Below are 24,861 nucleotides of genomic sequence, written 5' to 3'. Positions count from 1 at the left end.
ATGGCAGAAACCAAAAGACTGACCCGTCGGGCGATGGCCTTTGTTCTAGCCGGCGGCCGTGGCAGCCGCCTGAAGGAACTGACGGACAGGCGCGTCAAGCCGGCGGTCTATTTCGGCGGCAAGACAAGGATCATCGATTTCGCGCTGTCCAATGCAATGAACTCTGGTATCCGCAAGATCGCCGTGGCCACGCAATACAAGGCCCACAGCCTGATCCGGCATTGTCAGCGTGGCTGGAGCTTTTTTCGCGCCGAACGCAACGAGTTCCTGGACATTCTGCCCGCCTCTCAGCGTGTTTCGGACGAACATTGGTATCGCGGCACGGCCGATGCGGTGACGCAGAACATCGACATCGTCGACAGCTATGACGTGGATTACGTCATCATCCTGGCCGGGGATCACATCTACAAGATGGATTACGAGATCATGCTGCGCGAGCATGTCGAAAGCGGCGCCGATGTCACCGTCGGCTGTCTGACCGTGCCGCGCGCCGAGGCCTCGGCCTTTGGCGTCATGGCGGTCGAGGCCTCGGGGCGGATCACGTCCTTTCTGGAAAAACCAGCCGATCCGCCCGGCATGCCGGACGATCCCGACAAGTCACTGGCCTCGATGGGCATCTATGTCTTCAACTGGGCCTTCCTGCGCGACCTGCTCTTGAAGGATAGCGAAAGCACCGAGTCGACCCATGATTTCGGCACCGACCTGATCCCCGAGATCGTTCGCCACGGCAAGGCCATGGCGCATCGCTTTGACACATCCTGCGTGCGGGCGCCCGATGAACCGGCCTATTGGAAGGATGTCGGCACGCTGGATGCCTTCTGGAAGGCCAATATCGACCTGACCGATTTCACGCCCGATCTGAACCTGTGGGACCGTGACTGGCCGATCTGGACCTATTCGGAAAGCGTGCCCCCGGCCAAGTTCATCCACAATGAAAAGCGCCGCCGCGGGATCGCCGTATCCTCGATGGTGTCTGGCGGCTGCATCATTTCGGGAACCGAGATCCGGAACTCGCTGTTGTTCACGCATGTACATACCAATTCCTATGCCTCGCTGGATCACGTGGTGGCCTTGCCCTATGTGACGGTGCAGCGCTCGGCCCGGCTGACCAATGTCATCATCGACCGGGGTGTGGTCATTCCCGAGGGGCTGGTCGTGGGCGAGGACCCGCGCGAGGATGCCAAATGGTTTCGTGTCAGCGAGGGGGGCGTGACCCTGATCACGCAACCGATGTTGGACAAGAGGGCGGCCAAGCTGTGATACAGGTTCTATCCATTGCTTCGGAATGTGCGCCCCTGGTCAAGACCGGCGGGCTTGCGGATGTGGCCGGTGCCCTGCCGGCCGCGCTGAGCGGGCAGGGCGTGCAGATGCGGACCCTGTTGCCCGGCTATCCGGGTGTCATGTCCAGCCTGAGCGGAGCATCGCATCTGGAAAGTTTCGACGATCTCTTTGGCGGTCCCGCACAACTGCTTGCGGGACAGGCGGAGGGCCTGGACCTCTTGGTCATTGATGCGCCGCATCTGTATCAGCGCGAGGGCAATCCCTACCTGGGACCGGACGGGCTGGACTGGCCCGACAACCCCGAACGTTTTGCCGCCCTGTCATGGGTAGGCGCGATGATCGGTGCCCGGGGTGCAGGCGGCTGGCAGCCCCAGATCCTTCATGGCCATGACTGGCAGGCCGGACTGGTCACCGAATACCTGCGCCAGATGCAGGGTGCCGACGTGCATACCGTGCTGACCATCCACAATATTTCCTTCACCGGCACCGTCGATCCGGGCCGGATGCATGCGCTGCGGCTGGATCCGGCGCGGTTTCACAGTGAAGGCTTCGAATTCTGGGGCGCGATCTCGGCCCTGAAGGCCGGGCTGATGGGGGCTGATCGGCTGACGACGGTTTCCCCGCGCTATGCCGAGGAACTGATGACGCCTGAATTCGGCATGGGGCTGGACGGTGTGATCCGCCATCGTCGCGACGCGCTTGTCGGCATTCTCAACGGGATCGATCAGTCGATCTGGACCCCCGCCACCGATCCGATGATCACCCCCTATGACAACCCAAAGGGCAAGGCGGCGAACAAGGCCGCCCTGCGGGCCGAAATGGGCCTGCCGGAGAGCGAGGGGCCGCTGTGCGTGATCGTCTCGCGCATGACCCATCAGAAGGGGCTGGATCTGGTTCTGCAGGCCCTTCCGGCGCTGCTGGAAGGCGGTGGGCAACTGGCCCTTCTGGGCTCTGGGGATGCCGAACTGCAGAACGCCTTTGTGAATGCCGCCTTTGGCCCGAATGTTGCAGTGCGCATCGGCTATGACGAGGCCTTTTCGCATCTGATGATCGCGGGAGGGGATGCCATTCTTGTGCCGTCACGCTTCGAACCATGCGGGCTGACACAGCTTTACGGGCTGCGCTATGGCACGATTCCCCTGGTCGCGCTGACTGGCGGGCTGGCGGATACGGTGATCAATGCCTCGCCCGCGGCGCTGGCGCGTGGCGTGGCCACGGGGCTGCAGTTTTCGCCGATCAACAGCGACACCTTGCGCCACGCCATGGCAAGGCTGTGCACGCTTTACAAGGATCGCAAGACCTGGCTGCGCATGCAAAGGAACGCCATGTCGCAACCTGTCGGCTGGGATCAGTCTGCCAAGGCCTATGCTGCGCTCTATGCCGAGCTTGTTGCCGGTTGATGAAGCAGCCATCCCAGATTTCAGCCGGCCGCCCGACTTCCTTGGGGGCCAGCTATGACGGCGCGGGGGTGAATTTCGCCATCTTCTCGCAACATGCCGAACGGGTGACGCTGTGCCTGTTCGATGCCAGGGGTGCCGAAACGCGGATCGACCTGCCCGAGCGCGAAGGCCATGTCTGGCACGGCTATATCCCCGAATTGCGGCCGGGCCAGAAATACGGCTATCGGGTGCATGGTCCCTATCGCCCGCAAGAGGGGCATCGCTTCAACGCCAACAAGCTGCTGATGGACCCCTATGCCAAAAGCCTGACCGGCGGGCCGTGCAGTCACGACGCGCTGTTCGGCTATTGCGCCGACGACCCGAAGGCCGATCTGAGCTTCGATCCCCGTGACAGCGCCCCCTATATGCCGCGTTCGGTCGTTGTCGATCCCAGCTTCGCCTGGGGTGAGGACCGCCCGCCGGGCCATGCGATGAGCGATACGGTGATTTACGAAGCCCATGTTCGCGGCATGACGGCAGGGCGAGAGGATATCGCCGATCGTGGCACCTATCTGGCCATGGCCAGCGATCCGGTGCTGGAGCATCTGACCAGGCTGGGTATCACCACGATCGAACTGATGCCGGTCCACGCCTTTGCCGATGACCGCTTTCTGACCGACAGGAATCTGACCAACTACTGGGGCTATATGTCCTATGGGTTCTTTGCGCCCGAGCCGCGCTATATGCGTGGCGGTGACATCTCGGAATTCCAGCAGATGGTGGCCCGCTTTCACAAGGCCGGAATCGAGGTCATTCTGGATGTCGTCTACAACCACACCGCCGAAGGCAACGAGTTGGGCCCGACCCTGTCCCTGCGCGGGCTGGACAATGCTGCCTATTACCGTCTGGCCGAAGATCCGCGTTATTATGTCAATGATGCCGGAACGGGGAATGTGCTGGATCTGGACAACCCCTTTGCGCAGCGGCTGGTCATGGATTCGCTGCGCTATTGGGTGCAGGTCATGCATGTCGACGGTTTCCGCTTCGATCTGTGTTCGGTGCTGGGGCGCAGTGGCGGTGTCTTTGATCGCGACGGGCCGTTCTTTCGCGCCATCCGGCAGGATCCGGTGCTGAACCGTGTCAAGCTGATCGCCGAGCCATGGGATCTGGGCGAGGGCGGCTATCAACTGGGGGCCTATCCGGCACCCTTTGCCGAATGGAACGACCGCTTCCGTGACCAGATCCGGGGCTTCTGGCGCGGCGATCCGGGTCTGCTGGGCAAGCTGGCCAAGCGGGTTGCCGGATCGGCGGCGCGCTTTGACCATGACGGGCGACATGCGACATCCTCGGTGAATTTCATTGCTGCCCATGACGGTTTCACGCTGACGGATACGGTCAGCTATAGTGACAAGCACAACCAGGCGAATGGCGAGGACAATCGCGACGGCCACAATCACAATGTCTCGGACAATTGCGGTGTCGAGGGACCAAGCAGGGATCCCGATATTCTGGAACGCCGTGCAAGACGAAGGCGCAATCTGATGGCAACGCTGCTGCTGTCGCAGGGCACGCCGATGATCCTTGGGGGCGACGAGATCGGCAATTCGCAGCAGGGCAACAACAATGCCTATTGTCAGGACAACCCGATTGGCTGGATCGACTGGCAGGATCCCGATCTGCCCTTCCTGGACTTTTGCCGCCATGTGATCGCCTTTCGCAAGGCGCATCCGATCCTGCGCCAGAAACGCTTTCTGCACAGCAAGCCGCGCGCACAGGATGGTCTGGCCGATCTGTTCTGGCGTCGCGCGGACGGGCAGTTGATGACAGCCGGGGACTGGGCCGATCCCGAGCTGCGCCTGCTGGCGGCAGAGATGCGGATGGCCTCGGGAACGCCGGTCTATGCGGCGCTGCCGGGGGCGGTCTTCGTCGTCTTCAATGCCGGTCCGGCCACCGAGGTCAGGCTGCCGCAAACGCGGCAGGGCGGGCGCTGGCGCCGGCAACTGGACAGTGCCACGCTCACCCAACCCGACCGTGTGGCGAAATCGCACGAGAGCATCTCGGGCGACAGCGTGGTGGCCTTTACCCTGTGCGGATTGAACGGGCAGAAAGGCTGAAACCACGTGATCTGCCCATTCACGGGCCCCTGACAGACAACAATTCCTTGCAATAGGCTGCAAAGCTGCCAACAGGGGCGGGCATGGCATTTGCGCGGGGGCTGGAAACTGTGGTTCAGTTGTCCCCAACAGGCCAGCGCGCCATTTGATCACAGTCCGTGAGGCCCAATTGATGCAGCTTCCTTCCGCCCAGACGCTTCAAGACCGGATTCTCTATCATCTGACCCATACGCAGGGCCGTGCGCCCGAACATGCCACGACGTTCGACTGGCGGCTGGCGGTCAGCTATACCATTCGCGACCTGATCGTCACGCCATGGATGGCCGCTCATCGCGCCGCCCATGCACAGGGGGCCAAGCGGGTCTATTACCTGTCGATGGAGTTTCTGATCGGCCGTATCCTCGGCGATGCGATCATCAATCTGAAACTGGACAGCGCCATGGATGAGGCCCTGCAATTTCTGGGGCTGGACAAGCAGGAGATCCTGAACGACGAACCCGACGCGGCCCTTGGCAATGGCGGTCTGGGGCGTCTGGCGGCCTGTTTCATGGAATCCCTGGCCTCGCTGAACGTGCCGGCCTTCGGATATGGCATCCGCTACGAACATGGCCTGTTCCGCCAGCGTTTCGAGGCCGGACAGCAGGTCGAAACCCCCGAGGACTGGCTGAACCAGCCCCATCCCTGGGAATTCGTGCGTATCGATTACAGCTATACCATCGGCTTCAAGGGCCATGTCGAAGAGATTGACGGGCGCGAGGTCTGGCATCCCGGCGAAAGCGTGATCGCGCGCGCCTATGACACGCCGGTGGTCGGCTGGGGCGGCGAATGGGCCAATACCCTGCGGCTGTGGGGGGCGCATCCGACGACCTTGTTCGACCTGCATCGCTTCAATGCCGGGGATCACGCCGCGGCTGCGGAACCCGAGGCCCTGGCGCGGACCCTGTCGCGGGTGCTTTACCCCGATGACGGCACGGAATCGGGCAAGGAACTGCGCCTCAAGCAGGAATTCTTCCTGACCTCGGCTGCCCTGCAGGACATTCTGCGCCGCTTCCTTGGCGAATATGACGATCTTGACCTGCTGCCCTCGAAGGTCGCCATCCAGCTCAATGACACCCATCCCGCCATCGCCGGACCGGAACTGATCCGGCTGTTGATGGACGAACACGGGCTGGATTTCGCACATGCGCGCGACCTTGCGCGGGGAACATTGAACTACACCAATCACACCCTGCTGCCCGAGGCGCTGGAGCGCTGGTCGACATGGCTGATGGGGCGGGTTCTGCCGCGTCACATGCAGATCATCCAGATGATCGACGATGATCACCGCAAGACCACCGGCAGACCGGAGCGGGTGGCGATTGTCCAGCACGATCAGGTGCATATGGGAGAGCTTGCCTTTGTCATGGCGGGCAAGGTGAATGGCGTGTCGGCCCTGCATACCGAGCTGGTCAAGAGCACCGTCTTTGCCGATCTGCACAAGCTGCATCCCGACCGGATCCTGAACGAAACAAATGGCGTGACGCCCCGGCGCTGGCTGCGCATGGCCAATCCTGCTCTGGCCGGGTTGCTGGATGAGAGCATCGGCACCGAATGGACAGCAAATCTGGACGCATTGCGCCAGCTGGAACCCTTTGCCGAAGACGCCGCCTTTCTGGATCGGCTGCGCGGCGCAAAACGTGCCAACAAGGTCTGGCTGTCGGACGGGCTGCTGCACGATCTGGGCGTCAGCGCCGACCCGGATGCGATCTTTGACGTTCAGGTCAAGCGTATCCATGAATACAAGCGCCAGTTGCTGAACATTCTGGAGGCGATTGCCCTGTGGCGTCGAATCCATGACGACCCCAATGGCGACTGGACGCCGCGCGTCAAGATCTTCGGGGGCAAGGCCGCGCCCGGCTATTGGTTGGCCAAGACGGTCATCCATCTGATCAATGATGTTGCCGCGACGATCAACAAGGATCCGGTGACCTCGAAATTCCTGCAGATCGCCTATCCGCCAAACTACAATGTCTCGATGGCCGAGGATCTGATCCCGGCCTCGGATCTGTCCGAACAGATTTCGACCGCGGGAAAAGAGGCCTCGGGCACCGGCAACATGAAATTCACCATGAACGGGGCGCTGACCATTGGTACGCTGGATGGGGCCAATGTCGAAATTCGCGAGCAGGTCGGGGCCGAGAATTTCTTTCTGTTCGGGCTGACGGCGGATGAGGTGGGCGGCGTTCTGGCGACACCGGGCCACGCCCGCGCGGCCATCGAGGCCAATGAGGACCTTAAGGCGGCGCTGCACATGATTGCCGAGGGGCGTTTTTCGGGTGGGCGTGCCGATCCCTATTTTTCGCTGCTGGATCGTACATGGAATGATGATCCCTTCTTGGTGGCAACGGATTTCGGCGATTATTTTGCCACCCAGCGCCGGGTGGACAGCGCCTTTCGCGACACCCGCCACTGGGACCGGATGGCGGCACTGAATATCGCGCGTTCGGGCTATTTTTCTTCGGACCGGACCATTCGTGGCTATATGCGCGACATCTGGGATGTCACACCGGTCACGCCCTAGGGCGTGACCGATCCGTCATGCGTGCACGGGCACCAGATGATGATCCCATGCGCGCTGCCGGGCCTTGGCAAGCGGGCGCAGTTCGTTGTCGGCCTGCATCAGACCACCCAGACCATCGGACAGGAAAAATCCATGAGGGGCGGGGGCGATGCCGCAGACATCCTCGCGCAGGATGGTTTGCAGATGGGTGCCGTGGTCGTCAAAGACCTGCACACGTCCGCCGCGTGGCGAGCTGATGGCGACCCGCCTGCGGTCGGCATCAAATGCGACCGAGCCGACATAACCCTGCATGGCGATGGCCTCGTAGATCGGCATGCCATCCAGCCGGACGGGCTCGCCGCGCCTGTGCAGGCCCAGCAGAGGAACGCCGTCGGCGGGATCGCCCTGCCATTGCATGCCGAAAGCCACCAGACCGTCCTGACCAAAGGCGATATGCCTGATCGAGTTCAGGCGCAGGTCAGCGTCCAGTTCGATCTGGTCCAGCAATTCGCCATCGGGGCTGATGTAAGACAGGTTCGGACGCATCTGCGCCACATCCAGCTTTTCGCCGGGCCGTGCCGGATCGCTGCGATAGCCGCCATTGGCAGCGACCAGAACATCGCCCTCCATGCGCTTGATCTCATGCGGGCCAATGCCATGGGTTGCGATTTCGCCGACGCGACGCCAGTTTTCGCGCCGCGACCACAGCCCGATCCGGCCCTGTCCCGTCGCATAATCGTTTTCCGAGGTGCAGAGGATCTCGCCATCGGCAATGAAGGTGCCATGGCCGTAGAAATGTCGTCCCTCTGGCGCGTCAAGCCGCGCAATGACCGCGCCCGTGACACAGTTCAGAACCACGGCAAAGGTGCCGGGGCTGCGCGCAAAGGCGACGGCCTCGGGCGCTGTGGGATGGGCGGCGGCGGCATGACCGCGTGAGGGCAGCGGAATGCGGAAGCGATCCGACCCATCGGCACCGATTCCGAACAACGCATAGCCGCCATCAGCCTCGCGCGCGGCACCCAGAATGGCGGGCGCTCCGGCATCGGCCCATGACAGGCGCGGCAGCATCGCCCCCGCCGCCAGCGCGGCCAGAAAATTGCGCCGCCCCAGCATCTCAGTCCCCGTCCTTTGAATTGAATCCGGCCGTCAGGCCAAGTTCGCCGCCGATTTCGGCCTGGACGGCGGTTCTGATCGCGCGGATCTGCTGTTGCAGGATTTCCACCTTCAGCCGGTGCTGGGGATCCTCGACACCGCTCAGGCGGGGATCGTCAAGTTTTTCAGTGGTTTCCAGGGCCGTGGCGAAAGCGGCATCTGTCACCGGAATCGGATGATCCGACACGGTCGTGGCCAGATCGCGTAGTGCCGCCAGCGACAGCTGGATATTGCGCAGCGGTCGGTCCGAGCGCCAGGCCTCGGCCAGTTTCGGGCGTGGCTTGTCGAAACTGCCCATCGGGCGACCCAGCCGCTGGTCGGCGTCAAATTCCAGCGACGAAAGCAGTGCCGTATAAAGAACCTGCGTGGGTTCCTTGTCAGACAGATAACGGCTGTTGTCCGGCTCTCCGGCAGACAGCATCAGCTGGGCATGGTTTTGCCAGTCCTGCGCGATGGCATCGCCAAGCGCGGCCAGGTCGACGGCCAGCGCGCGGGTATAGCGGCAGGCATAATCCTCGCCCGCAAGCGCGCGCAGATCGGCATCGTAAAGCATTTGCTCCAGCGCCATCAGCCCGCGCCCTGCGATGGAGACTTCGGTGAATTCCGTCGCATCATCGACGACCGAATCGGAATCCGAGACAAGGCCGCGCACCGTCCGCGCCACCAGGCCGCGCGGATCGGGCCAGAATTCGATGGTCAGCGCACGGCCATCCTCTTCCAGGGGACCAAAGCCCAGATGCGACAGGCCCATCCATGCATCAAAGCTGGATTGATAGGCCGGGCGCAGGGCCTCGGGCGTGCAATCCGCGGCGGCCGTCTCGGCCAGCGCATGGGCGGAAGAGGCAAACTGCTCCGTTGCCGGTAGGATATGGTTGTCAACCGCAGTGGCGACATCGGCCATGGCGGGCAGGGGGAGAAAGGCAAGCAGATATATCAGGCGCATTACAGGCTATCCAGAAACCGAAGCAGTGCTGCCCTGTCTTCGGGCGGCATCGCGATAACGGCATCACGGGAAGCCTGGGCCTCGCCGCCATGCCACAAGATGGCCTCGAGGACCGAGCGCGCGCGCCCGTCATGCAGCAGCATGCTGTGCCCGTTGACCTGTTCCGTCAGACCGATACCCCAAAGCGGCGCGGTGCGCCATTCCTGACCGTTTGCCAGACCTTCGGGGCGATGATCCGCCAGCCCCTCGCCCATGTCATGCAACAGCAGGTCGGTATAGGGCCAGATCAGCTGAAAGCTTTGTTCAGGGCGGTTTTCCATGCGGGCGGTGACATGTTTCGGGCGGTGGCAATCGGCGCAGCCGGTGTCGTAAAACACCTGCTTGCCCTGCAGAACCTGCGGATCATCGACATCGCGGCGCGCGGGAACGCCGAGGTTGCGGCTGTAGAATGTCACCAGCTCCAGCCCTTCGGCGTCGATTTCATCGCCCCGGACGTCATCGGCACCATGGGGTGCTGCAAGGCAATCCTGCTGGACCTGGGTGCAGTCACCGGCCGGTGAGCGGTGCAGCGGGTTCGAGATGCCGATATCGCCGGAGAAGGCAGAGGCGGATTGTTCCTCGATGGTCGGCATTCCGGCCTTCCAGCCGAAGCGCCCCAGCATCGGTTGCTGATAGCGCGCCGACCATGTGATCTGTGCGCGCCCCGAAATGCCGTCGCCATCGGCATCATCCGGATCGGCCCCGGCAAGAATGTCCTGTGCCGGAATTGCTTCCAGCAAGCCCAGCCCGATCATCGGCGGGGCCACGCGCGGGCTGATCATCAGATCCTCGCGCAGTTCGCCATAGCCCGGGTTGGCAATGCGATACTCGGGCACGCGCAGGCTGGCTGTTTCGCCTCCCGACAGAGGCACTTCGACCTCGTGATAGGTGATTTCCATATGCCCTTCGGCAGGATGTCCGGCCACGGCCAGATCCTGCAACTGTCCGCCATAGACGGGGTCGGGCCTGGTCGGGGTATAGGGATTGCCGGTCCCGGCCAGATAGTGCTCGATCTCGCTGCTGTCGTCATTTTCGGACGCGGGAACAGACAGGCGCAGGAACATCGACCCTCCCGGCGCATCGGGATCGTCGGGCGGATGACCGCGCCCGTCCTTCAGGTGGCAATTCTGACAGCCGCGCGAATTGTACAACGGCCCCAGCCCGTCGGATGCCAGCGTCGACGAGGGCGAAGACACCCACAGCTTGCGAAACAAGCCGTTGCCCACCTTGAACTTCAACTCGCCTTCGAAAGAGATATTCCCCGAAGGCAGCGAAAAGGCGTCGGCATCATCACGTGCCCGCACTGTCGCCGCCCCGCCGGGGTTCGTTTCGAAACGTTCAGGCTTGGAAAAATCGTCTGTCGGCGCGGTGACCGCGGAAATCCGTGCGCTTTCCCCGGCCGTGCGTGGCGTGGCCTCCAGATGCAAATCCGGCAACACCGGCCCTAGAGCAAGGACCGGTGCGGCGCAGAGCGACAGAAGCGGCAGAAGCCGCCAGATCTTCTTACTGGAAGACGGCATCAGGGGAATCGAGGCTGTCCGAGCCTTCAAATCCGATTTCCTGCAGCCCCAGCGCGGTCACGGCGCGCTCGATGTCCTGCGTTTGTGCAACCAGCGCATCAACGGCCGCCATGATCAGCGCCTCGCCGGCATCATTGCCGCGTGCCAGCATCTGGTCGTAAGAGGTGCCGGCTTCTGCAGCGGTCTTGATGCGGCCCAGCTTGGCGACGCTGTCATTCAGCCCGGCCTTCAACGCCTGATCGACATCGGAATCGGTGGCCGCGACCAGTGAAGAGAGGCTTTCGCCCGAGACAATGCTGCCATCCACTCGGGTGTATTCGCCCAGATAGACATTCCGGATGCCCAGTCCATCGTAGTAATGGCTGTTGTGGGTGTTGTCCGAGAAGCAGTCCTGTTCCTCTTCGGGATCGTTCAGCATGACGCCCAGCTTCATCCGCTCGCCCGCCAGTTCGCCATATGACAGGCTGCCCATGCCGGTCAGCATGGCAATGACGCCCGCATCCGGGTCCGAGGTCAGCGCAGCCATCGCCTCGCCGCCGTCACCCCATTGTTCGGTCATCCATTCCAGGTCGCTGATCAGCAGTTCGGTCGCCGCCTGCAGATAGGCGCCCCGGCGGTCGCAGTTGCCGCCGGTGCATGCCTCGCCCGTGGCGAAGTCTGTCCAGGGGCGTTGCCCGGCGCCGTGGTCGGTGCCGTTCAGGTCCTGACCCCACAAAAGGAATTCGATGGCGTGATAGCCGGTGGCGACATTGGCCTCGATTGCATCGGCTTCATGCAGGGTGTCCGACAGCAGCGCCGGAGTGATCTCGCTGGCGTCCACGGTCTTGCCCGACAGGGTGAATTCCGGATGGCTGACGACATTCAGCGCCGCATATTCATTGGCATCAGATGCACCGCCATAGGAGGGATCGACGTAATCGATCAGACCTTCGTCCAGCGGCCAGGCGTTCACCTTGCCTTCCCAGTCGTCCACGATGGCATTGCCAAAGCGGAACACCTCGGTCTGCAGATAGGGAACGCGGGCGGCGACCCAGGCCTGACGGGCGGCATTCAGCGTTTGCGCCGAGGGCTCTGCCAGCAGGGCGTCTACAGCGGCTTGCAGTTCGCGCGCCTTCAGCAGGCTGTCTTCATAGGCCGCATGTCCGATGGCGACATAATTGGCGACTACTTCCGTTTTTCCGGCAAAGGCCGGGGCCGCGACGGCGCAGGCCAGCGCAGAGATGGCGAGGGTCGTTTTCATGATGTCCTCTCGATTCGGCTTGTCAGCCGCCTGATCGAGGCGACCTTGATTGCAAAAGACCTGACAAAACCTTTTGGCGATGTCAATCCTGAGAAAATCTATGGGGAATGTCTGGTCGGTCGTCTCACCGCTTGAAATCTGAACATGCGATTCCTGACGTGACGCTCGGGACAAGGGCAAGGGGATGCGCACCGAACCGGACGTCATCGACGAGGATGACATCCAACTTGCCGCGTTCATGCCGGGGGAGACAGTCCCCATGGCGTCTTCCGCCACGATAGCCGGATCAGAAACGGAAATCGGGCGCGAAAAAATCGCGCCCGAAGTTACTTGCTTGTCCAGGACTCAGCCGTTGGACATGCCGGCAATCATGGCCGCCAAGGCGACCAGATGGATCAGCATGATCGCCCGGTCTTTCCAAAGAACCCCGACCACGAACCATCCCAGCACGCCGACAACGAAGAAATACAGGTTCCACGGAGTCAGGCCGAAGGCCGTGGCGCCATAGCCGACGATCTGGATCAGTGATGCCGCCCATTTGACGACAAACACCAGCATCTCGGAACGGGCCGATGGGGCAAGCTCAGACTGCACGGGTCAGTCCGCCGTCGACACGCAGGTTCTGACCGGTCATATAGCCGCCGCCTTCCGAAGCCAGGAAGGAAATCAGCGAAGACACCTCGGCCGCGTGACCATAGCGGCCCATCGGGATGCGGGCGCGGCGATCCTCGGTTTCGGGCAGGCTGTCGATGAAGCCGGGCAGCACATTGTTCATGCGGATATTGTCAGCCGCATATTTGTCAGCAAACAGTTTCGAGAATGCGGCCAGACCGGCGCGGAACACGCCCGAGGTGGGGAACAGCGGGTCGGGTTCGAATGCGGCGAAGGTCGAGATGTTGATGATCGCGCCGCCGCCCTGCGCCTGCATCAGCGGCGTGACCAGACGGGTCGGTCTGATCACATTCATCAGATACACTTCCATGCCCTGATGCCAGTCCTCGTCCGGGATTTCCAGAACCGGACCCTTGGGGCCGTGACCAGCCGAGTTCACCAGCACGTCGACGCGGCCCCAGCGTTCCACGGCGCCGTTGACCAGCGCTTCCAGATCGGCCTGCGACAGGTTCGAACCGGTGACGCCAAAACCGCCCAGTTCCTTGCCAAGGGCCTCACCCTTGCCCGAGGAGGACAGGATGCCCACATGAAAACCGTCTGCGGCCAGCCTGCGGGCTGCATCTGCACCCATGCCACTGCCGCCGGCCGTCACCAATGCTACTTTTTCTACAGTCATTTTGCGCTTCCCTGAATTCATCCGTTTCGGTTAAGGTGAATATATGCTGCGGTATGGCGCAGTGCGAGAGAGAAGCCCTACAATCTGAGTGTAGAAAAACTATTGTCAAAACAGCCTGAACTCCCCCCGCTCAATGCGCTGAAGGCATTTGAAATGTCGGGGCGGCATCTGAATTTCCGGGCTGCCGCCGAAGAAATGGGCGTCACCCAGGGCGCGGTGGCCCAGCAGGTCAGGGGCCTGGAAGAGCGTCTGGGTCTGCGCCTGTTCCAGCGGCAACCCAAGGGGCTGGCCTTTACCGCAGCGGGGCGCGCCTATCATCAGCAGGTCACCCGCGCCTTCGATATCCTGCTGCAGGCCACCGATGACCTGCGCCCGCGCACGGCGGTGGTCACGATCAGCGTCACGCCGACCCTGGCCTCGAAATGGCTGATCCCGGCGCTGCCAGAGTTCACCCGACAGCATCCCGAGATCGAATTGCGTATTCTGGCGACCGAGGCGCTGTCCAGCTTTCGCGCAGATGGTATCGACCTGGCGATACGGCAGGGCACCCCGCCCTTTGGTGCCAGTCTGGACGCCAGGCTGCTGTTTTCCCAGGATGTCATTGCGGTGGCGTCGCCAGCCCTGGTTGCCGGGCATGAGTTGCCTCTGGATGCCGGTCAGTTTGCCTCTTTCACGCTGCTGCATGATGCTCATGACCTGTGGTCGGAATATGCGCGGCACGTGCTGGGTCATGTCGGGGGGCTGGCCGCCCCTGCAATGCGGCTGAACCAGACATCGTTGACGATTGATGCGGCGCTGGCGGGGCAGGGCATCGCCCTTGCCGCGCGCTTTCTGGTGGCTGACGATATTGCCGCGGGCCGCCTGGTGCAGGTGCATGACGGGGCCTTGAATGGCCAGCGCGATTTTTACCTGCTGTCGCGGCTGTCACCGGCACGGGGCAAGGCGGTCGAGGTTGTCATGTCCTGGATACTGTCGCGCGGTTAGTCGCGCGGGTCAGTCAAATCGCCGCACCGCAATGCCTGCGCCCGTCAGGTGGTTGCGCACGGCCCCGGCCATGGCCACGGCATCGGCGCTGTCGCCATGCACGCAGATCGTGTCGATCCGGCAGGGGATCTGCTTGCCACTGGCGGTAATGATCGCCCCGGCGCGGATCATCGCCTCCATGCGCTGTCCGGCCTCGGTGGCGTCATGCAGCACTGCGCCCGGCCTGCTGCGGTCGAGCAAGGTGGCATCGTCATTATAGGCGCGATCGGCAAAGATTTCGCCCGCCCATCTGGCACCCAGATCCTCGGCCACGGCCTGCATGGGGGTGGCCGACAGCACGACAAGGATCAACTCGGGGTCAACGCGCAGGGCCGCCGAATAGCAGGCGCGCGCAATATCGGGGTTCTCGCTGGCCATATTCGCCAGGGCGCCATGCAGCTTCAGGTGCCGGACATTCGTGCCCATGCTGCGCGCGATGCCCCGGGCCGCGCCAAGCTGATAGGCGACCATATTGCCCAGTTCTTCAGCCGACAGATGCAGCCTGCGGCGACCAAATCCCTGCAGATCGGCAAAGCCCGGATGGGCACCGATGCCGACGCCGTTTTCTGATGCAAGGCGCATGGTGCGGGCCATCACATCTGGGTCTCCGGCGTGAAAGCCGCAGGCGATATTGGCCGAGGTGACAATATCCAGCAAGCTGGCGTCATCGCCCATATTCCACGGGCCGAAACCTTCACCCATGTCGGAATTCAGATCTACGCGCATGTGTTCTCTTCCAGTTCCGTTCCGGCGGTCACGCCGCCGATCAGTTGATAGGACAGCAGGTCGGTGATCGTCGCCGGGTCGCGGATCAGGTTGCGGCAGCGCGCCCGTGTCTCGGCGATCTGGCTGGTGTCGCTGCGAAAGCTGGCATCGGCCTGTTCGGTGGTCAGCATCTGGAAGCGCAGTCGCGTGCCGGGTGCAGCCTGCGCGATGATCGGCAGATCGGCGGGCACGACGCTGCCGATACGGGGATAGCCGCCAACGGTCTGGCATTCGGCCATCAGCACATAGGGAATGCCATCGCCGGTCATCTGGACATCGCCCGGCCCGATCACATCCGAAGCCAGCCCGGCAGCGAAACGGCTGGTAAAACGAGCGTCCGCGTCCAACTGCACCCCTTGCCGGTTGCCGCGCGCCCCCCGGGTGAACTCCGCGCCCAGGAAACGTTCCAGCGTCTCGGTGTCGAACAGGTCGGTCTGCGGCCCCGGTGCGATGCGCAGCAGGCCGCCATTGAAGCGGGGCTGGGCGTCAACGATGCGGGGCGGGGCGTCGGGCGTGTCATCCACGCCGCAGGGCAGGCCTTGGCCCGATTGCAACAAGGCACCGATCCCGCAGGTCAGATGGGCGGCGCGGCTGTTCAGCCAGGGGGCGCAGGTGATGCCACCTGCTGGCGTCAGATAGCCATAGACCCCCGCCTGGGCGCCACCAATGCGCAGCTTCTGGCCCGGCTGCAGCAGATGCGTCGCATGCCAGCGCAACGGCGAGTCATCCAGTGTTGCCATCATCGGCGCGCCGGTCAGCGCGACCCGTGTGGGCTGGGAAACCGTGAACACGCCGCCTGCCGCAGCCATCTCGATGGCCGCGAGAGGGCTGTCATGCCCCAGCAGGGCGGAGGCCTCGAACAGGGCACGCCGGTCCATGGCGCCTCCGCGCGACAGGCCCTGGGCCAGATATCCGGGGCGGCCCAGATCCTGAACGGTCAGCAGGCCGTCGGCGCGTTCGATCGTCAGATGTGTCACGCCAGAACCTCCAGCTTGGCGCCGCCCAGACCGTCCTCGTGACGGGCCAAAGCGGCAATTTCCGAATCCGAGACCGGTGCATAGCGGATGGCGTCACCAGGGCGCAGCGGCATCGGCTCGGCGCGCTCGGGCAGAAAGGTGCGAAAGGCGCTGCGGGCGATCTGGCGCCAGCCGGTGGCCGAGGGTGCACCAAACATCACGATCTGGCGCACGGCCACCACCACGGCCCCCGCGGGAACCGAGGGCGTCAGATCGGACAGGCGCGGCAGATCCCATGGTTCGGGCAGCAGGCCGATATAGGGCTGCCCCGGTGCAAAGCCGATGGCCAGAACGCGCAGCTCGCTGTCACAGACCTGCGCAATGGCGGCCGCGGGGGTGATGGACAGCTTCCGGGCGACCTGCTCAAGATGCGGACCGTTTTCCCCGCCAAAGGCGGCGGGGATGGTCCAGCGCCGTGTCGGCGGTGGCGGCGCCATATGCCGGCTTGCGATGGCATCGGCCCGTGTCAGCACCGCCTGCGCCAGCGTGGCGCGTTGCGTGATGGCGGGGTCAAAGCGCAGCAGGACCGAGACCAGTGCCGGGGCGATTTCAACAACGCCCTCCGGCGGATCGCGTTCAAGCTGCGCCGCCAGCACCTGCGCGGCAGCCATGGCGGCGGGGCAGGGCGTCAGCGCAAAGCGCAAAAGCAATGCGTCAGGCCCGGCGGGATGAATTTCCGGGGTCAGGCTGTCATCATCGCCCATGCTGAAGCTCCTGCAGTTGTGTTGATCCCGACCGTTGACCTAAGCGATCTCAGGCAGTTGAACCATGCTGTATTCGTGGCTGATGCTGCGGTCGCGGGCCGGATCGGTCATGGTCATGCGGAACCGCGTGGCGGGGCGCACACCGCCAATGGCACCGAAAGTGCCGCACATCATTGCCACGGCACCATCGCGGGACAGCGCATCCAGACTGCCGCCGTCGATCAACTCGCCCAGGGGGCGGATCGAGGCCAGCGTTCCCTGCTGATAGACAACCCATTCGCCATCCTCTTCGATCCAGCTTTCCAGCCGGATATCCTCAAGACGATCCGCGACGTCCTCCCAGGGCCAAAGTCGGGCGGCGCAGGGCTTGGCGCAGACCTGCTTCGACATGGCGACGGAATGTGCCTCCAGCGCGCGGTCGGTGTGGTCCGAACCAAGCCCCAGCCAGCGTTGCCCGCCCGATTGCAGGATCATCGGCTCGACCTCGCCCGACGAGGCATTGCCGACGACCTGGATCGAGTCACCGGTGGTCAGCAATCCCGCCGAAACGCGATAAAACAGTGGCGTCGTCGAGGGCGGTTTGACCCCCAGTTCGGCCAGCTCGTCGATATGGTGCTGGATCGCGGCGGCGTCACGACCGGTCCAGCCCGCGATGATCAGATGGGCCGGATCGAGATCCAGCGGTGTGTCGTTCACGATGAAACGCATCGTCATTCCTTTCAGGTTATCGGGGCCGGTCACAGGATTGACGGCAGCCACAGCGCCAGGCCGGGCAGGGCGATCAGCGCGGCGATCATGCAGATCATCACCAGCACATAGGGGATGGCCCCCATGATCACGTCATTCATGGAACCGGATTTGCGCACGCCATGCACGACGAACAGGTTGAGACCGACCGGAGGGGTGATCAGCGCCATTTCGATCAGCACGATCATCAGCACGCCGAACCAGACCTTGTCATATCCCAGCCCGGCGATGATCGGCACCACGATAGGGATCGTGGCGACCATCAGCGACAGGGTTTCGATGAAGAAGCCCAGCACCAGATAAAGCGCGATGACCAGCAGCAGCGTGCCAAAAGGCGACAGGCCCGACCCCCCGATCATCTCGGTCAGCTGCCGCCCCAGCCCTGCCGAGGTCATGGCGAAGTTCAGGAACGAGGCCCCGGCGACCACCAGCATGATCATTGCGGAAATGCGGATCGTGCCATGCAGCGCCTGAGAGATTGCGGCCAGGTTCAGCCCGCTGCCGAGCGTCGTGGCAATCAGTGCCGCCATCACCACACCAATGGCGGCGGATTCGGTCGGCGTTGCCCAGCCGGCATAGATCGAACCGATCACCACCGCGAAAAGAACGATGATAGGCACCAGTTGCAGCAGGCTGCCAAGACGTTCCTGCCAGTCGAAGCTGCGCGAGGGGCCGCCCAGATGGGGGCGAAGGGTGCAGATCAGCGCGGTGATGGCAATGAAGCCCAATGCCATCAGCAGGCCCGGCAGCAAGCCGGCCGAAAACAGTTGCGGAATCGAGGTTTCGGTCAGAAAGCCATAGACGATCAGATTGATCGAAGGCGGGATCAGGATGCCAAGCGTGCCGCCCGCGGCAATCGCGCCGGAAAACAGCCGCGGGTCATAGTTCAGCCGCTCGGCTTGCGGCATGGCGACGGTTGCAACGGTAGCAGCGGTGGCCACCGAAGACCCCGAAGTGGCCGAGAACATGGTGGCGGTTGCGATATTGGCATGAACCAGCCCGCCGGGCAGCCAGGACAGCCATTTGTCCAGCGCGGCATAGGTGCGTTCGGCCACGCCCCCTCGCACAAGTATTTCGCCCAACAGCACGAACAATGGAATCGCGATCAGCGTCGAACTGTTCGAGGATGACCAGACGACCTGGCCCAGACCGCGCAGCAGCGGAAAGGCGGAATAGAATTCCCCGACTCCGATGCCCAGCAGGAACAGCACGATGCCGACAGGAATGGACAGGGCCATCAGCCCCAGCAGCGAGATTGCGACGGTCCAGATCATTCTTCGAGCTCCGATCCGATTCCCAGCGTGGCGTCGAAGGCGTCGCTGCGTTGGGCCCGCAGATGGGCAATGCCGATCAGGGTCAGCGCGGTGGCGCAAAGCGCGAACCAGACCCAGCCGGAAAACCAGATGCCCTGCGGGATCCAAAGCGGCGTTTCCAGCGGTGTATTGGCGCGCGAACCTCGTTCCAGCGTCTTTTGCAGCACCGGCCAGCAATGCCAGGCGATCAGGATGATCGTCGCATTGGTGACGATCATCGCAAACAGATCCATGGCGATGCGGCCGGGCTGGGCCAGCTTGTGGCGGATCACATCGATGCGGACATGGGCGCGCTCGACCATGGCGCAGGCCATGCCCCAGCTTGCGACCGCCGCCATGACGTAACCGGAGATTTCGTCCGACCCGCCAAGCGATCCGGCACCCGACTTGCGCAGGATCACATCGGTCAGGATGAAGAGGACGGTCAGCACCAGCCCCACCCCCAGAAGCAGGGCGACGGCTCGATTGGCACGAATGACCGCGCCTTGCAGGTTATCGATCATGGCGATGGCCTTTCCTGTCGCCCTATTGTCCGATGGTCAGGCCGACAACCTGTCCGACGCTGTCATTCCAGCGTGCGGCCCAGTCGTCGCCGGCGCGCTCGGCCCATTCGGGCAGAACCTGCTCGGTCAGGATCTTGCGGGCGGTTTCGGTGTCAGCCTCGCTGGCCTCGACCAGCACCATCGAGGCCGAGTCACCCGAGGGGCATTCACCATTGCCGGTCAGGCAGGCGATGTCATCGGTCAACCCACCTTCGGCGGCGTCCCATGCCGGGCCTTCCAGGCCTTCGGCGACGGCGGTTTTCAGCGTCTGCTGCTGTTGGGCGCTCAGCCCGTCAAAGCGGTCGGCATTCATCGCGATGACCACCGAATCCCAACCACCCAGCGGCAGCGTCATCAGGTGGTCCGAAACCTCCCACCAACCCGCGGAATAGCCCGACCCGGCCCCGGTCACGGCACAGTCGATCACGCCGCGCTCCAGCGAGCCGGGCACTTCGGAAAAGGCGATATTGATGCCTTGGGCCCCCAGCGCCTCAAGGAATTTCGTCGTCATGCGGCCCGAGCCACGGACTTTCTTGCCTTCCAGATCGGCCAGCGAGGTGATCTCGCCCTTGCAGAACACGACCTGCGGCGGATAGGGGGCGATGCCCAGAACCTCGGACCCAAAGCGGTCGCGCATGATGTCTTCGACCATCGGACGCGCGGCTTCCACCATGGCCTTGGCGGCGGCCGGTGTGGTAGCGACCAGCGGCACATCCAGACCTTCCAGTTCAGGCGCGTCGCCGACAGTGTAGTCGGCCACGGTCGATCCGACATCAAAGACACCATCACCCAGCATGCGATAGACATCGGACCCCGCAATGCCCATCTGGTCAAAGCTGGTCAGCTGCGCGGTAAATTCGCCACCGGTCATTTCCGGCAGTTTCTCGGTCCAGAAGGGCGTTTCGAAATCCTGATACAGCGGCAGGCTGCTCCAGCTGCCGACGACGGCCAGTTCTTCGGCCATGACGGGCGAGGCAATCAGCGCGGTTCCGGCAAGCAGGCTCAGAGCGGTGCGTTTCATGATGTTTCTCCTGTTGGGTCGTTTCAAGTCTTGTTGTTGTTGACGCCGGTCAGCATGGCTTCGGCACGCCCTGACGGGATATCCGTGACCAGCATGTGACCGGGCGCATGGGTGATGGCCAGTTCCGGCCTGGCCGCGTCGATCGCCGCCTGAGGGGTGACGCCGCAGGCCCAGAAGACGGGGATCTCTCCTTCGCGAAACTCGGGTGCATCGCCGTAATCCGGGGCCATGATATCACCGATTCCGATCTGTGCGGGATCGCCCAGATGGACCGGAGCGCCATGGGCCAGGGGAAACCGCTCGCAGATCCTGACCGCCTCGATGGCATCGGCGGCAAGCATGGGGCGCATGCTGACCACCAGCGGCCCGCCGAAACGCCCGGCGGGGCGGGTTGGCAGCTTGGTGCGATACATCGGAACATTGCGATCGTTCTGCTGATGGCGCACCGGAATACCGGCCCGTGTCAGCGCGTCTTCAAAGCTGAAGGAACAGCCGATGGCGAAGGACACCATGTCGTCGCGCCAATAGGCGGCGATATCGGTGGGCTCATCGACCAGCGCGCCATCGCGCCAGAGGCGGTAACGGGGCAGGTCGTGGCGCAGATCGATGTCGCGGCCGAGTGTCGGCAACGAGGGGTCGCCGGGCTCACCTACGGCCAGCAGCGGGCAGGGACGCGGATTGGCCTGGCAGAAGCGCAGGAAATCCGCTGCATCCGTTCCGCCCAGAATGACCAGATTGGCCTGCAGCGCATCGCCGCCCAGACCCGAGGTCGGCCCTTCGAATTCGCCAGCACGAATGGCGGCGCGCAAGACCTGCGGGTCAGAAAATGGGTTCGAACTGTCTGGCATTGATAGATCCTCCGGCTTGGCGTCAAGGATTCAACAAAGTGACCTATTCAATCAATAGTTCAGTTTTTCCCAGTATTGATCTGTTTTTGGCATCACTCATTTGCGGCCTGCAGGGCGGCACGGGTGACTTCGCGACCTATTTTCTCGTTGCGTTCGGGCATGTAGCAGATCGCGAATTCCAGGTCGGGCAGCATGGCCCGTGGCTGGACATTGATTTCCTTCAGCCCGGCATGGGGCCAGGCGGCGACGATGTCGCTCGGGATGGTTCCGATACCAAAGCCCTGCGAGACCAGATGCAGCACCGTTGCCAGAGAGGCCGAGCCATGAATGGCGGCGGCCTGTTTGCGCGCCGGTGACAGAAGGTCCACGACCCGCCGGTGCGGAAGGGTGGCCTTGGGAAAGGACACGATGGGCAGTGCGGCCAGATCGTCGATATCCGCGGGATCGGGCAGGTCGAAATGTTCGGGCGAGACGAACCAGCCCAGGCTGACTGCCGGCAGGGGGGTCAGATTCACGCCGCGTGGGGCCTGATCGCGCATCATGATGGCGACATCCAGCCCGTCCTTTTGCAGCAGATGCGCCATCTGGTCCGATGTGTCGATCGATATTTCAAAGCGCAGCAAGGGGTGGCGGTTGCGCAGATCGGTCAGCAGGCGGGGCAGGACCGTATGTGTCATGGTTTCCGCAACGCCCAGCCGGACAACTCCGGCCATGACATCCTGGGTCAGCTCTTCCAGAATGCGGTCACGCTGCGCGACAAGGATTTCGGTTTCATCGCACAGCCGTCGCCCGGCTGCCGTCAGCCGCACGCCCCGGCCGTCGCGTTCGAACAATACGACTTTCAGCCGGTCTTCCAGATGCCGGACGCGGCGCGAAATCGCGGATTGCGCCAGTCCGGTCGCGTCTGATGCCGCGCGAAAGCCGCCATGGCGTGCGATCGCATGGATGATTTCAATGTCACGAAAGCCGAACATGGTTCGAAATCTGTGGGCATGAGGGGATATCGGTCAAGACAAAGCCTTTCCCGCCAGTGCGGTCATTGCATGGTGCAGCATGATATCGGGGCTGTTGCAGATATCTATCCAGATTGCGCCTTCGTTGATGGGATCGGGGGGCTCCAGCGTATCCAGCTGACTGTCGACAAGGGTGGCGGGCATGAAGTGTCCGGCCCGCGCCGCCATGCGCGCCTCGATCAGCGGGCGTGGCCCGTGCAGAAAGATGATCCGCATCGGCCCGGCCATGCGGGCCAGCCGCTGGCGATAGCTGTGGCGCAGGGCCGAGCAGGACAGCACGGCAGGCGCGGGGGCCTCGCGCATGGCCTCTCCCAGCCGGTCCAGCCAGCCAAGGCGCATGTCGTCCGTCAATGGCTGTCCGGCGGCCATATGGGCGATGTTTTCCGGCGAGTGATAGTCATCGCCTTCGATAAAGCTGCCCTGCAGACGTGCGGCAATCGCCGCCGCCAGCGTTGATTTTCCGGTGCCACAGATTCCCATGACCAGAACGGGTTGTCTGTCCATTGACCCGACTCAGCCGCCGATCCCGCGCGAACCCGTGCGGCTGCCAAAGCCCCCGCGCGAGGTCGCGGTGGCGCGGCTCATCGGAGCCTTGCCGACGGTGCTGGCGGGGCGGGTGAATTGTTGCGCGCCCATCGTGCCACGCCCGCTGTTCGAGGAAAAGCTGCTGGTGCGGGCGGCATTTGTAAAGCCGCCACTGGCATTGCGATACATCGGTTGTGCCGCCGCCATCCCGCCGCCGGCGCGACCCAGCATGTTGCCGATCAGATATCCGGCCAGCAGCGGCATGAAGATGCTGCCCGATCCGCCATTGGAGACCTGCTCCGCTTCGGAACCGCAATTGCCCTGCCCATGCTGTTCCTCGCAGACCTCGAGGCTTTCATAGCGGGGCGCGGCCTCGACGTGCAGGGCCTCGGCCTCGGCAAAGGCCGCCTCGCATTCCTCGGCGGTGAACAACCCGCCGTTGGCCGCCTCGGCCTGACAACTGGCCAGATCAGGAAAGGCCTGTGCATCGACCTGTTCTTCGCGACAGCCTGCCACGGCGAAAGATGCAGCGCCAAGGATGGTCAATGCGACGGTTCTGGAACGTTTTCTCATGTTTCCTCCCTCGGCCAGATCAGCCGGCGATGAAATGGGGTTTGAAGCGGGAAAGGTCCTGGGTGATGCGCGACCGGTCTTCGCGCACCCCCATGCCAACGCAGTTCTGCCCGACGATCCAGGCTCCGATCACCGGGCGGAAGCCGTCAAATTCGGGCAGGGGATGATAGGCCTGCACGATGCGCGGATGATGGTCGTAATCCGTATTCGGCGAGGTTTCACTGACCTCGCCGTTCTCGACAATGCTGATCGAGGCCCCTTCACGCGAAAAGATCGGCTTGACGACATGACCCCGACGCATGGCATCGGCGGCACGGTCAAAGCTGTCGGCGATGGCGCGGTCGGCGCGGCCCGAGGCCACCAGCGCATCGGCGACATCATCGGCGAAATAGGCGGGCAGCAGATTGGGGTGGCCCTCGAACATCTGCCACAGCACCGGCAACAGCCCCTTGTTCGACAGGACCGCCTTCCATGCCGGTTCCAGGAACATGCAGCCCGAGCCGACGATGTGACTGGCATAGTCGTCCTGCAGCAGATCCTCCCATGGGTACAGCTTGAACAGCGTTTCCATCACACGATCCTCGCCGTCGAGGAACTGGCCCTCGGCGCTGATCCCGATCTTGTCCAGATCGCAGTAATGCGCGCCCATGCCCGCCTCGCGCGCGGCCCAGCCCATGGCCTCGACGGTGGCGTAATCCTCGGGATTGCCTGCAGCAGCGGTGAAATGCAGATCGGTGCCCTTGGGGAACAATTCCCTGAAACGCTCGACCAGAGCCTCGTGAATGCCGTTGAACTGGTCGCTGCCCTCGGCCAGGACGCCATTGGCCAACTGGTCTTCCAGCCATTGCCACTGGAAGGCGGCGGCTTCATAGAGTGATGTCGGTGTGTCGGCGTTATATTCCAGCAGCTTCGCGGGACCCTTGCCGTCATAGGCCAGATCGAAGCGGCCATAGATTTCCGGTTCCGCGCGATTCCAGCTGTCGGCGATCAGATCGTGATGGGCCTCGGGGATGCCCAGTCGCGTCATCAGTCTTTCGCTGGCGATGATCGCCGCCACGGCCTCGCGGCACATGGCATGCAGTTCGGTCGAAGGATCCTCGATATCATCTTCGATCTGGCGCAGATCGAAACGATAGGCCGAGCTTTCCTCCCAATAGGGTTCACCATGCATGTCGGCAAAGGTGAAGCCGGCGTCTCTTGCGGTTTGGCGCCAGTCGGGGCGCTCGGGAAGCGAAATCTTTTGCATGACTCCGGTTTATCCTGCGCCCGGTCCGTG

The 24,861-nt window shown here is 63.2% G+C and carries 23 protein-coding genes; 5 read left to right on the top strand and 18 right to left on the bottom strand.

Annotated features, from left to right (window positions below):
• From glgC to JHW44_RS13010, 4 genes are all read left to right on the top strand, one after another.
• Window positions 1-1,260 (top strand): glucose-1-phosphate adenylyltransferase, encoded by a 1,260-nt coding sequence (gene glgC / locus JHW44_RS13025; RefSeq protein WP_089342493.1) that lies wholly within the window; start codon window positions 1-3, stop codon window positions 1,258-1,260.
• On the top strand, window positions 1,257-2,681 hold the full coding sequence (glgA, locus tag JHW44_RS13020) for a glycogen synthase GlgA (protein ID WP_089342494.1): 1,425 nt from the start codon (window positions 1,257-1,259) through the stop codon (window positions 2,679-2,681). Before glgC ends, glgA begins: the two co-directional genes overlap by 4 nt.
• Window positions 2,681-4,774, top strand: coding sequence for a glycogen debranching protein GlgX (gene glgX, locus JHW44_RS13015; RefSeq protein WP_089342845.1), 2,094 nt, complete (start codon window positions 2,681-2,683; stop codon window positions 4,772-4,774). The genes glgA and glgX overlap by 1 nt, the downstream gene beginning before the upstream one ends.
• A gap of 172 nt (window positions 4,775-4,946) precedes the next feature.
• On the top strand, window positions 4,947-7,334 hold the full coding sequence (locus tag JHW44_RS13010) for a glycogen/starch/alpha-glucan phosphorylase (protein WP_089342846.1): 2,388 nt from the start codon (window positions 4,947-4,949) through the stop codon (window positions 7,332-7,334).
• Window positions 7,335-7,349: 15 nt separating this feature from the next.
• Here JHW44_RS13010 and JHW44_RS13005 read toward each other — a convergent pair whose 3' ends face one another.
• The 6 genes from JHW44_RS13005 to JHW44_RS12980 all read right to left on the bottom strand — a co-directional run bounded on the left by JHW44_RS13005 (window position 7,350) and on the right by JHW44_RS12980 (window position 13,495).
• Window positions 7,350-8,426 carry a DUF1513 domain-containing protein gene (locus tag JHW44_RS13005; RefSeq protein WP_089342495.1) on the bottom strand — a complete coding sequence of 359 codons (1,077 nt, stop codon included), beginning with the start codon at window positions 8,424-8,426 and terminating at the stop codon, window positions 7,350-7,352.
• A 1-nt stretch (window position 8,427) separates the two neighbouring features.
• A complete protein-coding gene (locus tag JHW44_RS13000; protein WP_089342496.1) occupies window positions 8,428-9,408 on the bottom strand; it encodes an imelysin family protein in 981 nt (326 codons plus the stop codon).
• Window positions 9,408-10,967 (bottom strand): di-heme oxidoreductase family protein, encoded by a 1,560-nt coding sequence (locus tag JHW44_RS12995; RefSeq protein WP_089342497.1) that lies wholly within the window; start codon window positions 10,965-10,967, stop codon window positions 9,408-9,410. The genes JHW44_RS13000 and JHW44_RS12995 overlap by 1 nt, the downstream gene beginning before the upstream one ends.
• Window positions 10,951-12,207, bottom strand: coding sequence for an imelysin family protein (locus JHW44_RS12990; protein WP_089342847.1), 1,257 nt, complete (start codon window positions 12,205-12,207; stop codon window positions 10,951-10,953). Before JHW44_RS12990 ends, JHW44_RS12995 begins: the two co-directional genes overlap by 17 nt.
• 345 nt (window positions 12,208-12,552) lie before the next feature.
• A complete protein-coding gene (locus JHW44_RS12985) occupies window positions 12,553-12,765 on the bottom strand; it encodes a DUF6552 family protein (protein WP_089342848.1) in 213 nt (70 codons plus the stop codon).
• A 25-nt stretch (window positions 12,766-12,790) separates the two neighbouring features.
• Complete coding sequence (locus tag JHW44_RS12980; RefSeq protein ID WP_089342498.1) at window positions 12,791-13,495, bottom strand: SDR family oxidoreductase; 705 nt, start codon at window positions 13,493-13,495, stop codon at window positions 12,791-12,793.
• Between the two features lie 102 nt (window positions 13,496-13,597).
• Between JHW44_RS12980 and JHW44_RS12975 the strand changes: the two genes are divergently transcribed.
• Window positions 13,598-14,479 (top strand): LysR substrate-binding domain-containing protein, encoded by an 882-nt coding sequence (locus JHW44_RS12975; protein WP_089342499.1) that lies wholly within the window; start codon window positions 13,598-13,600, stop codon window positions 14,477-14,479.
• A gap of 9 nt (window positions 14,480-14,488) precedes the next feature.
• On the opposite strand, the gene JHW44_RS12970 is transcribed toward JHW44_RS12975, so the two are convergent.
• From JHW44_RS12970 to JHW44_RS12915, 12 genes are all read right to left on the bottom strand, one after another.
• Window positions 14,489-15,244, bottom strand: coding sequence for a LamB/YcsF family protein (locus JHW44_RS12970; RefSeq protein WP_089342500.1), 756 nt, complete (start codon window positions 15,242-15,244; stop codon window positions 14,489-14,491).
• Window positions 15,235-16,260 (bottom strand): 5-oxoprolinase subunit C family protein, encoded by a 1,026-nt coding sequence (locus JHW44_RS12965; RefSeq protein WP_089342501.1) that lies wholly within the window; start codon window positions 16,258-16,260, stop codon window positions 15,235-15,237. The genes JHW44_RS12970 and JHW44_RS12965 overlap by 10 nt, the downstream gene beginning before the upstream one ends.
• Complete coding sequence (locus tag JHW44_RS12960; RefSeq protein ID WP_089342502.1) at window positions 16,257-17,003, bottom strand: 5-oxoprolinase subunit B family protein; 747 nt, start codon at window positions 17,001-17,003, stop codon at window positions 16,257-16,259. Before JHW44_RS12960 ends, JHW44_RS12965 begins: the two co-directional genes overlap by 4 nt.
• 39 nt (window positions 17,004-17,042) lie before the next feature.
• On the bottom strand, window positions 17,043-17,711 hold the full coding sequence (locus JHW44_RS12955) for a DUF2848 domain-containing protein (RefSeq protein ID WP_245846715.1): 669 nt from the start codon (window positions 17,709-17,711) through the stop codon (window positions 17,043-17,045).
• 29 nt (window positions 17,712-17,740) lie between these two features.
• Window positions 17,741-19,024: a TRAP transporter large permease gene (locus tag JHW44_RS12950; protein WP_089342504.1), complete on the bottom strand. Its 1,284-nt coding sequence runs from the start codon at window positions 19,022-19,024 to the stop codon at window positions 17,741-17,743.
• Entirely contained in the window at window positions 19,021-19,566 is a 546-nt protein-coding gene (locus tag JHW44_RS12945; RefSeq protein WP_179217596.1) for a TRAP transporter small permease subunit, read from the bottom strand. Before JHW44_RS12945 ends, JHW44_RS12950 begins: the two co-directional genes overlap by 4 nt.
• Window positions 19,567-19,588: 22 nt before the next feature.
• Window positions 19,589-20,626: a TRAP transporter substrate-binding protein gene (locus tag JHW44_RS12940; protein WP_089342506.1), complete on the bottom strand. Its 1,038-nt coding sequence runs from the start codon at window positions 20,624-20,626 to the stop codon at window positions 19,589-19,591.
• A gap of 23 nt (window positions 20,627-20,649) precedes the next feature.
• Entirely contained in the window at window positions 20,650-21,474 is an 825-nt protein-coding gene (locus tag JHW44_RS12935) for a putative hydro-lyase (protein WP_089342507.1), read from the bottom strand.
• Between the two features lie 92 nt (window positions 21,475-21,566).
• A complete protein-coding gene (locus JHW44_RS12930; RefSeq protein WP_089342508.1) occupies window positions 21,567-22,448 on the bottom strand; it encodes a LysR family transcriptional regulator in 882 nt (293 codons plus the stop codon).
• A gap of 33 nt (window positions 22,449-22,481) precedes the next feature.
• Window positions 22,482-22,991 (bottom strand): gluconokinase, encoded by a 510-nt coding sequence (locus JHW44_RS12925; RefSeq protein ID WP_089342509.1) that lies wholly within the window; start codon window positions 22,989-22,991, stop codon window positions 22,482-22,484.
• Between the two features lie 9 nt (window positions 22,992-23,000).
• The gene (locus tag JHW44_RS12920) at window positions 23,001-23,585 is read right to left on the bottom strand and encodes a DUF1190 domain-containing protein (RefSeq protein ID WP_089342510.1); all 585 of its coding nucleotides are present in this window, start codon (window positions 23,583-23,585) and stop codon (window positions 23,001-23,003) included.
• A gap of 19 nt (window positions 23,586-23,604) precedes the next feature.
• A complete protein-coding gene (locus JHW44_RS12915; protein WP_089342511.1) occupies window positions 23,605-24,831 on the bottom strand; it encodes a glutathionylspermidine synthase family protein in 1,227 nt (408 codons plus the stop codon).
• Window positions 24,832-24,861 lie beyond the last annotated feature (30 nt).

Origin of the sequence: Paracoccus seriniphilus (genome assembly GCF_028553745.1) — a bacterium.
In the GTDB taxonomy this organism is placed as follows: domain Bacteria; phylum Pseudomonadota; class Alphaproteobacteria; order Rhodobacterales; family Rhodobacteraceae; genus Paracoccus; species Paracoccus seriniphilus.
The sequence above is the reverse complement of the archived record's forward strand: the minus strand, read 5'-3'. Positions and strand labels throughout refer to the sequence as shown.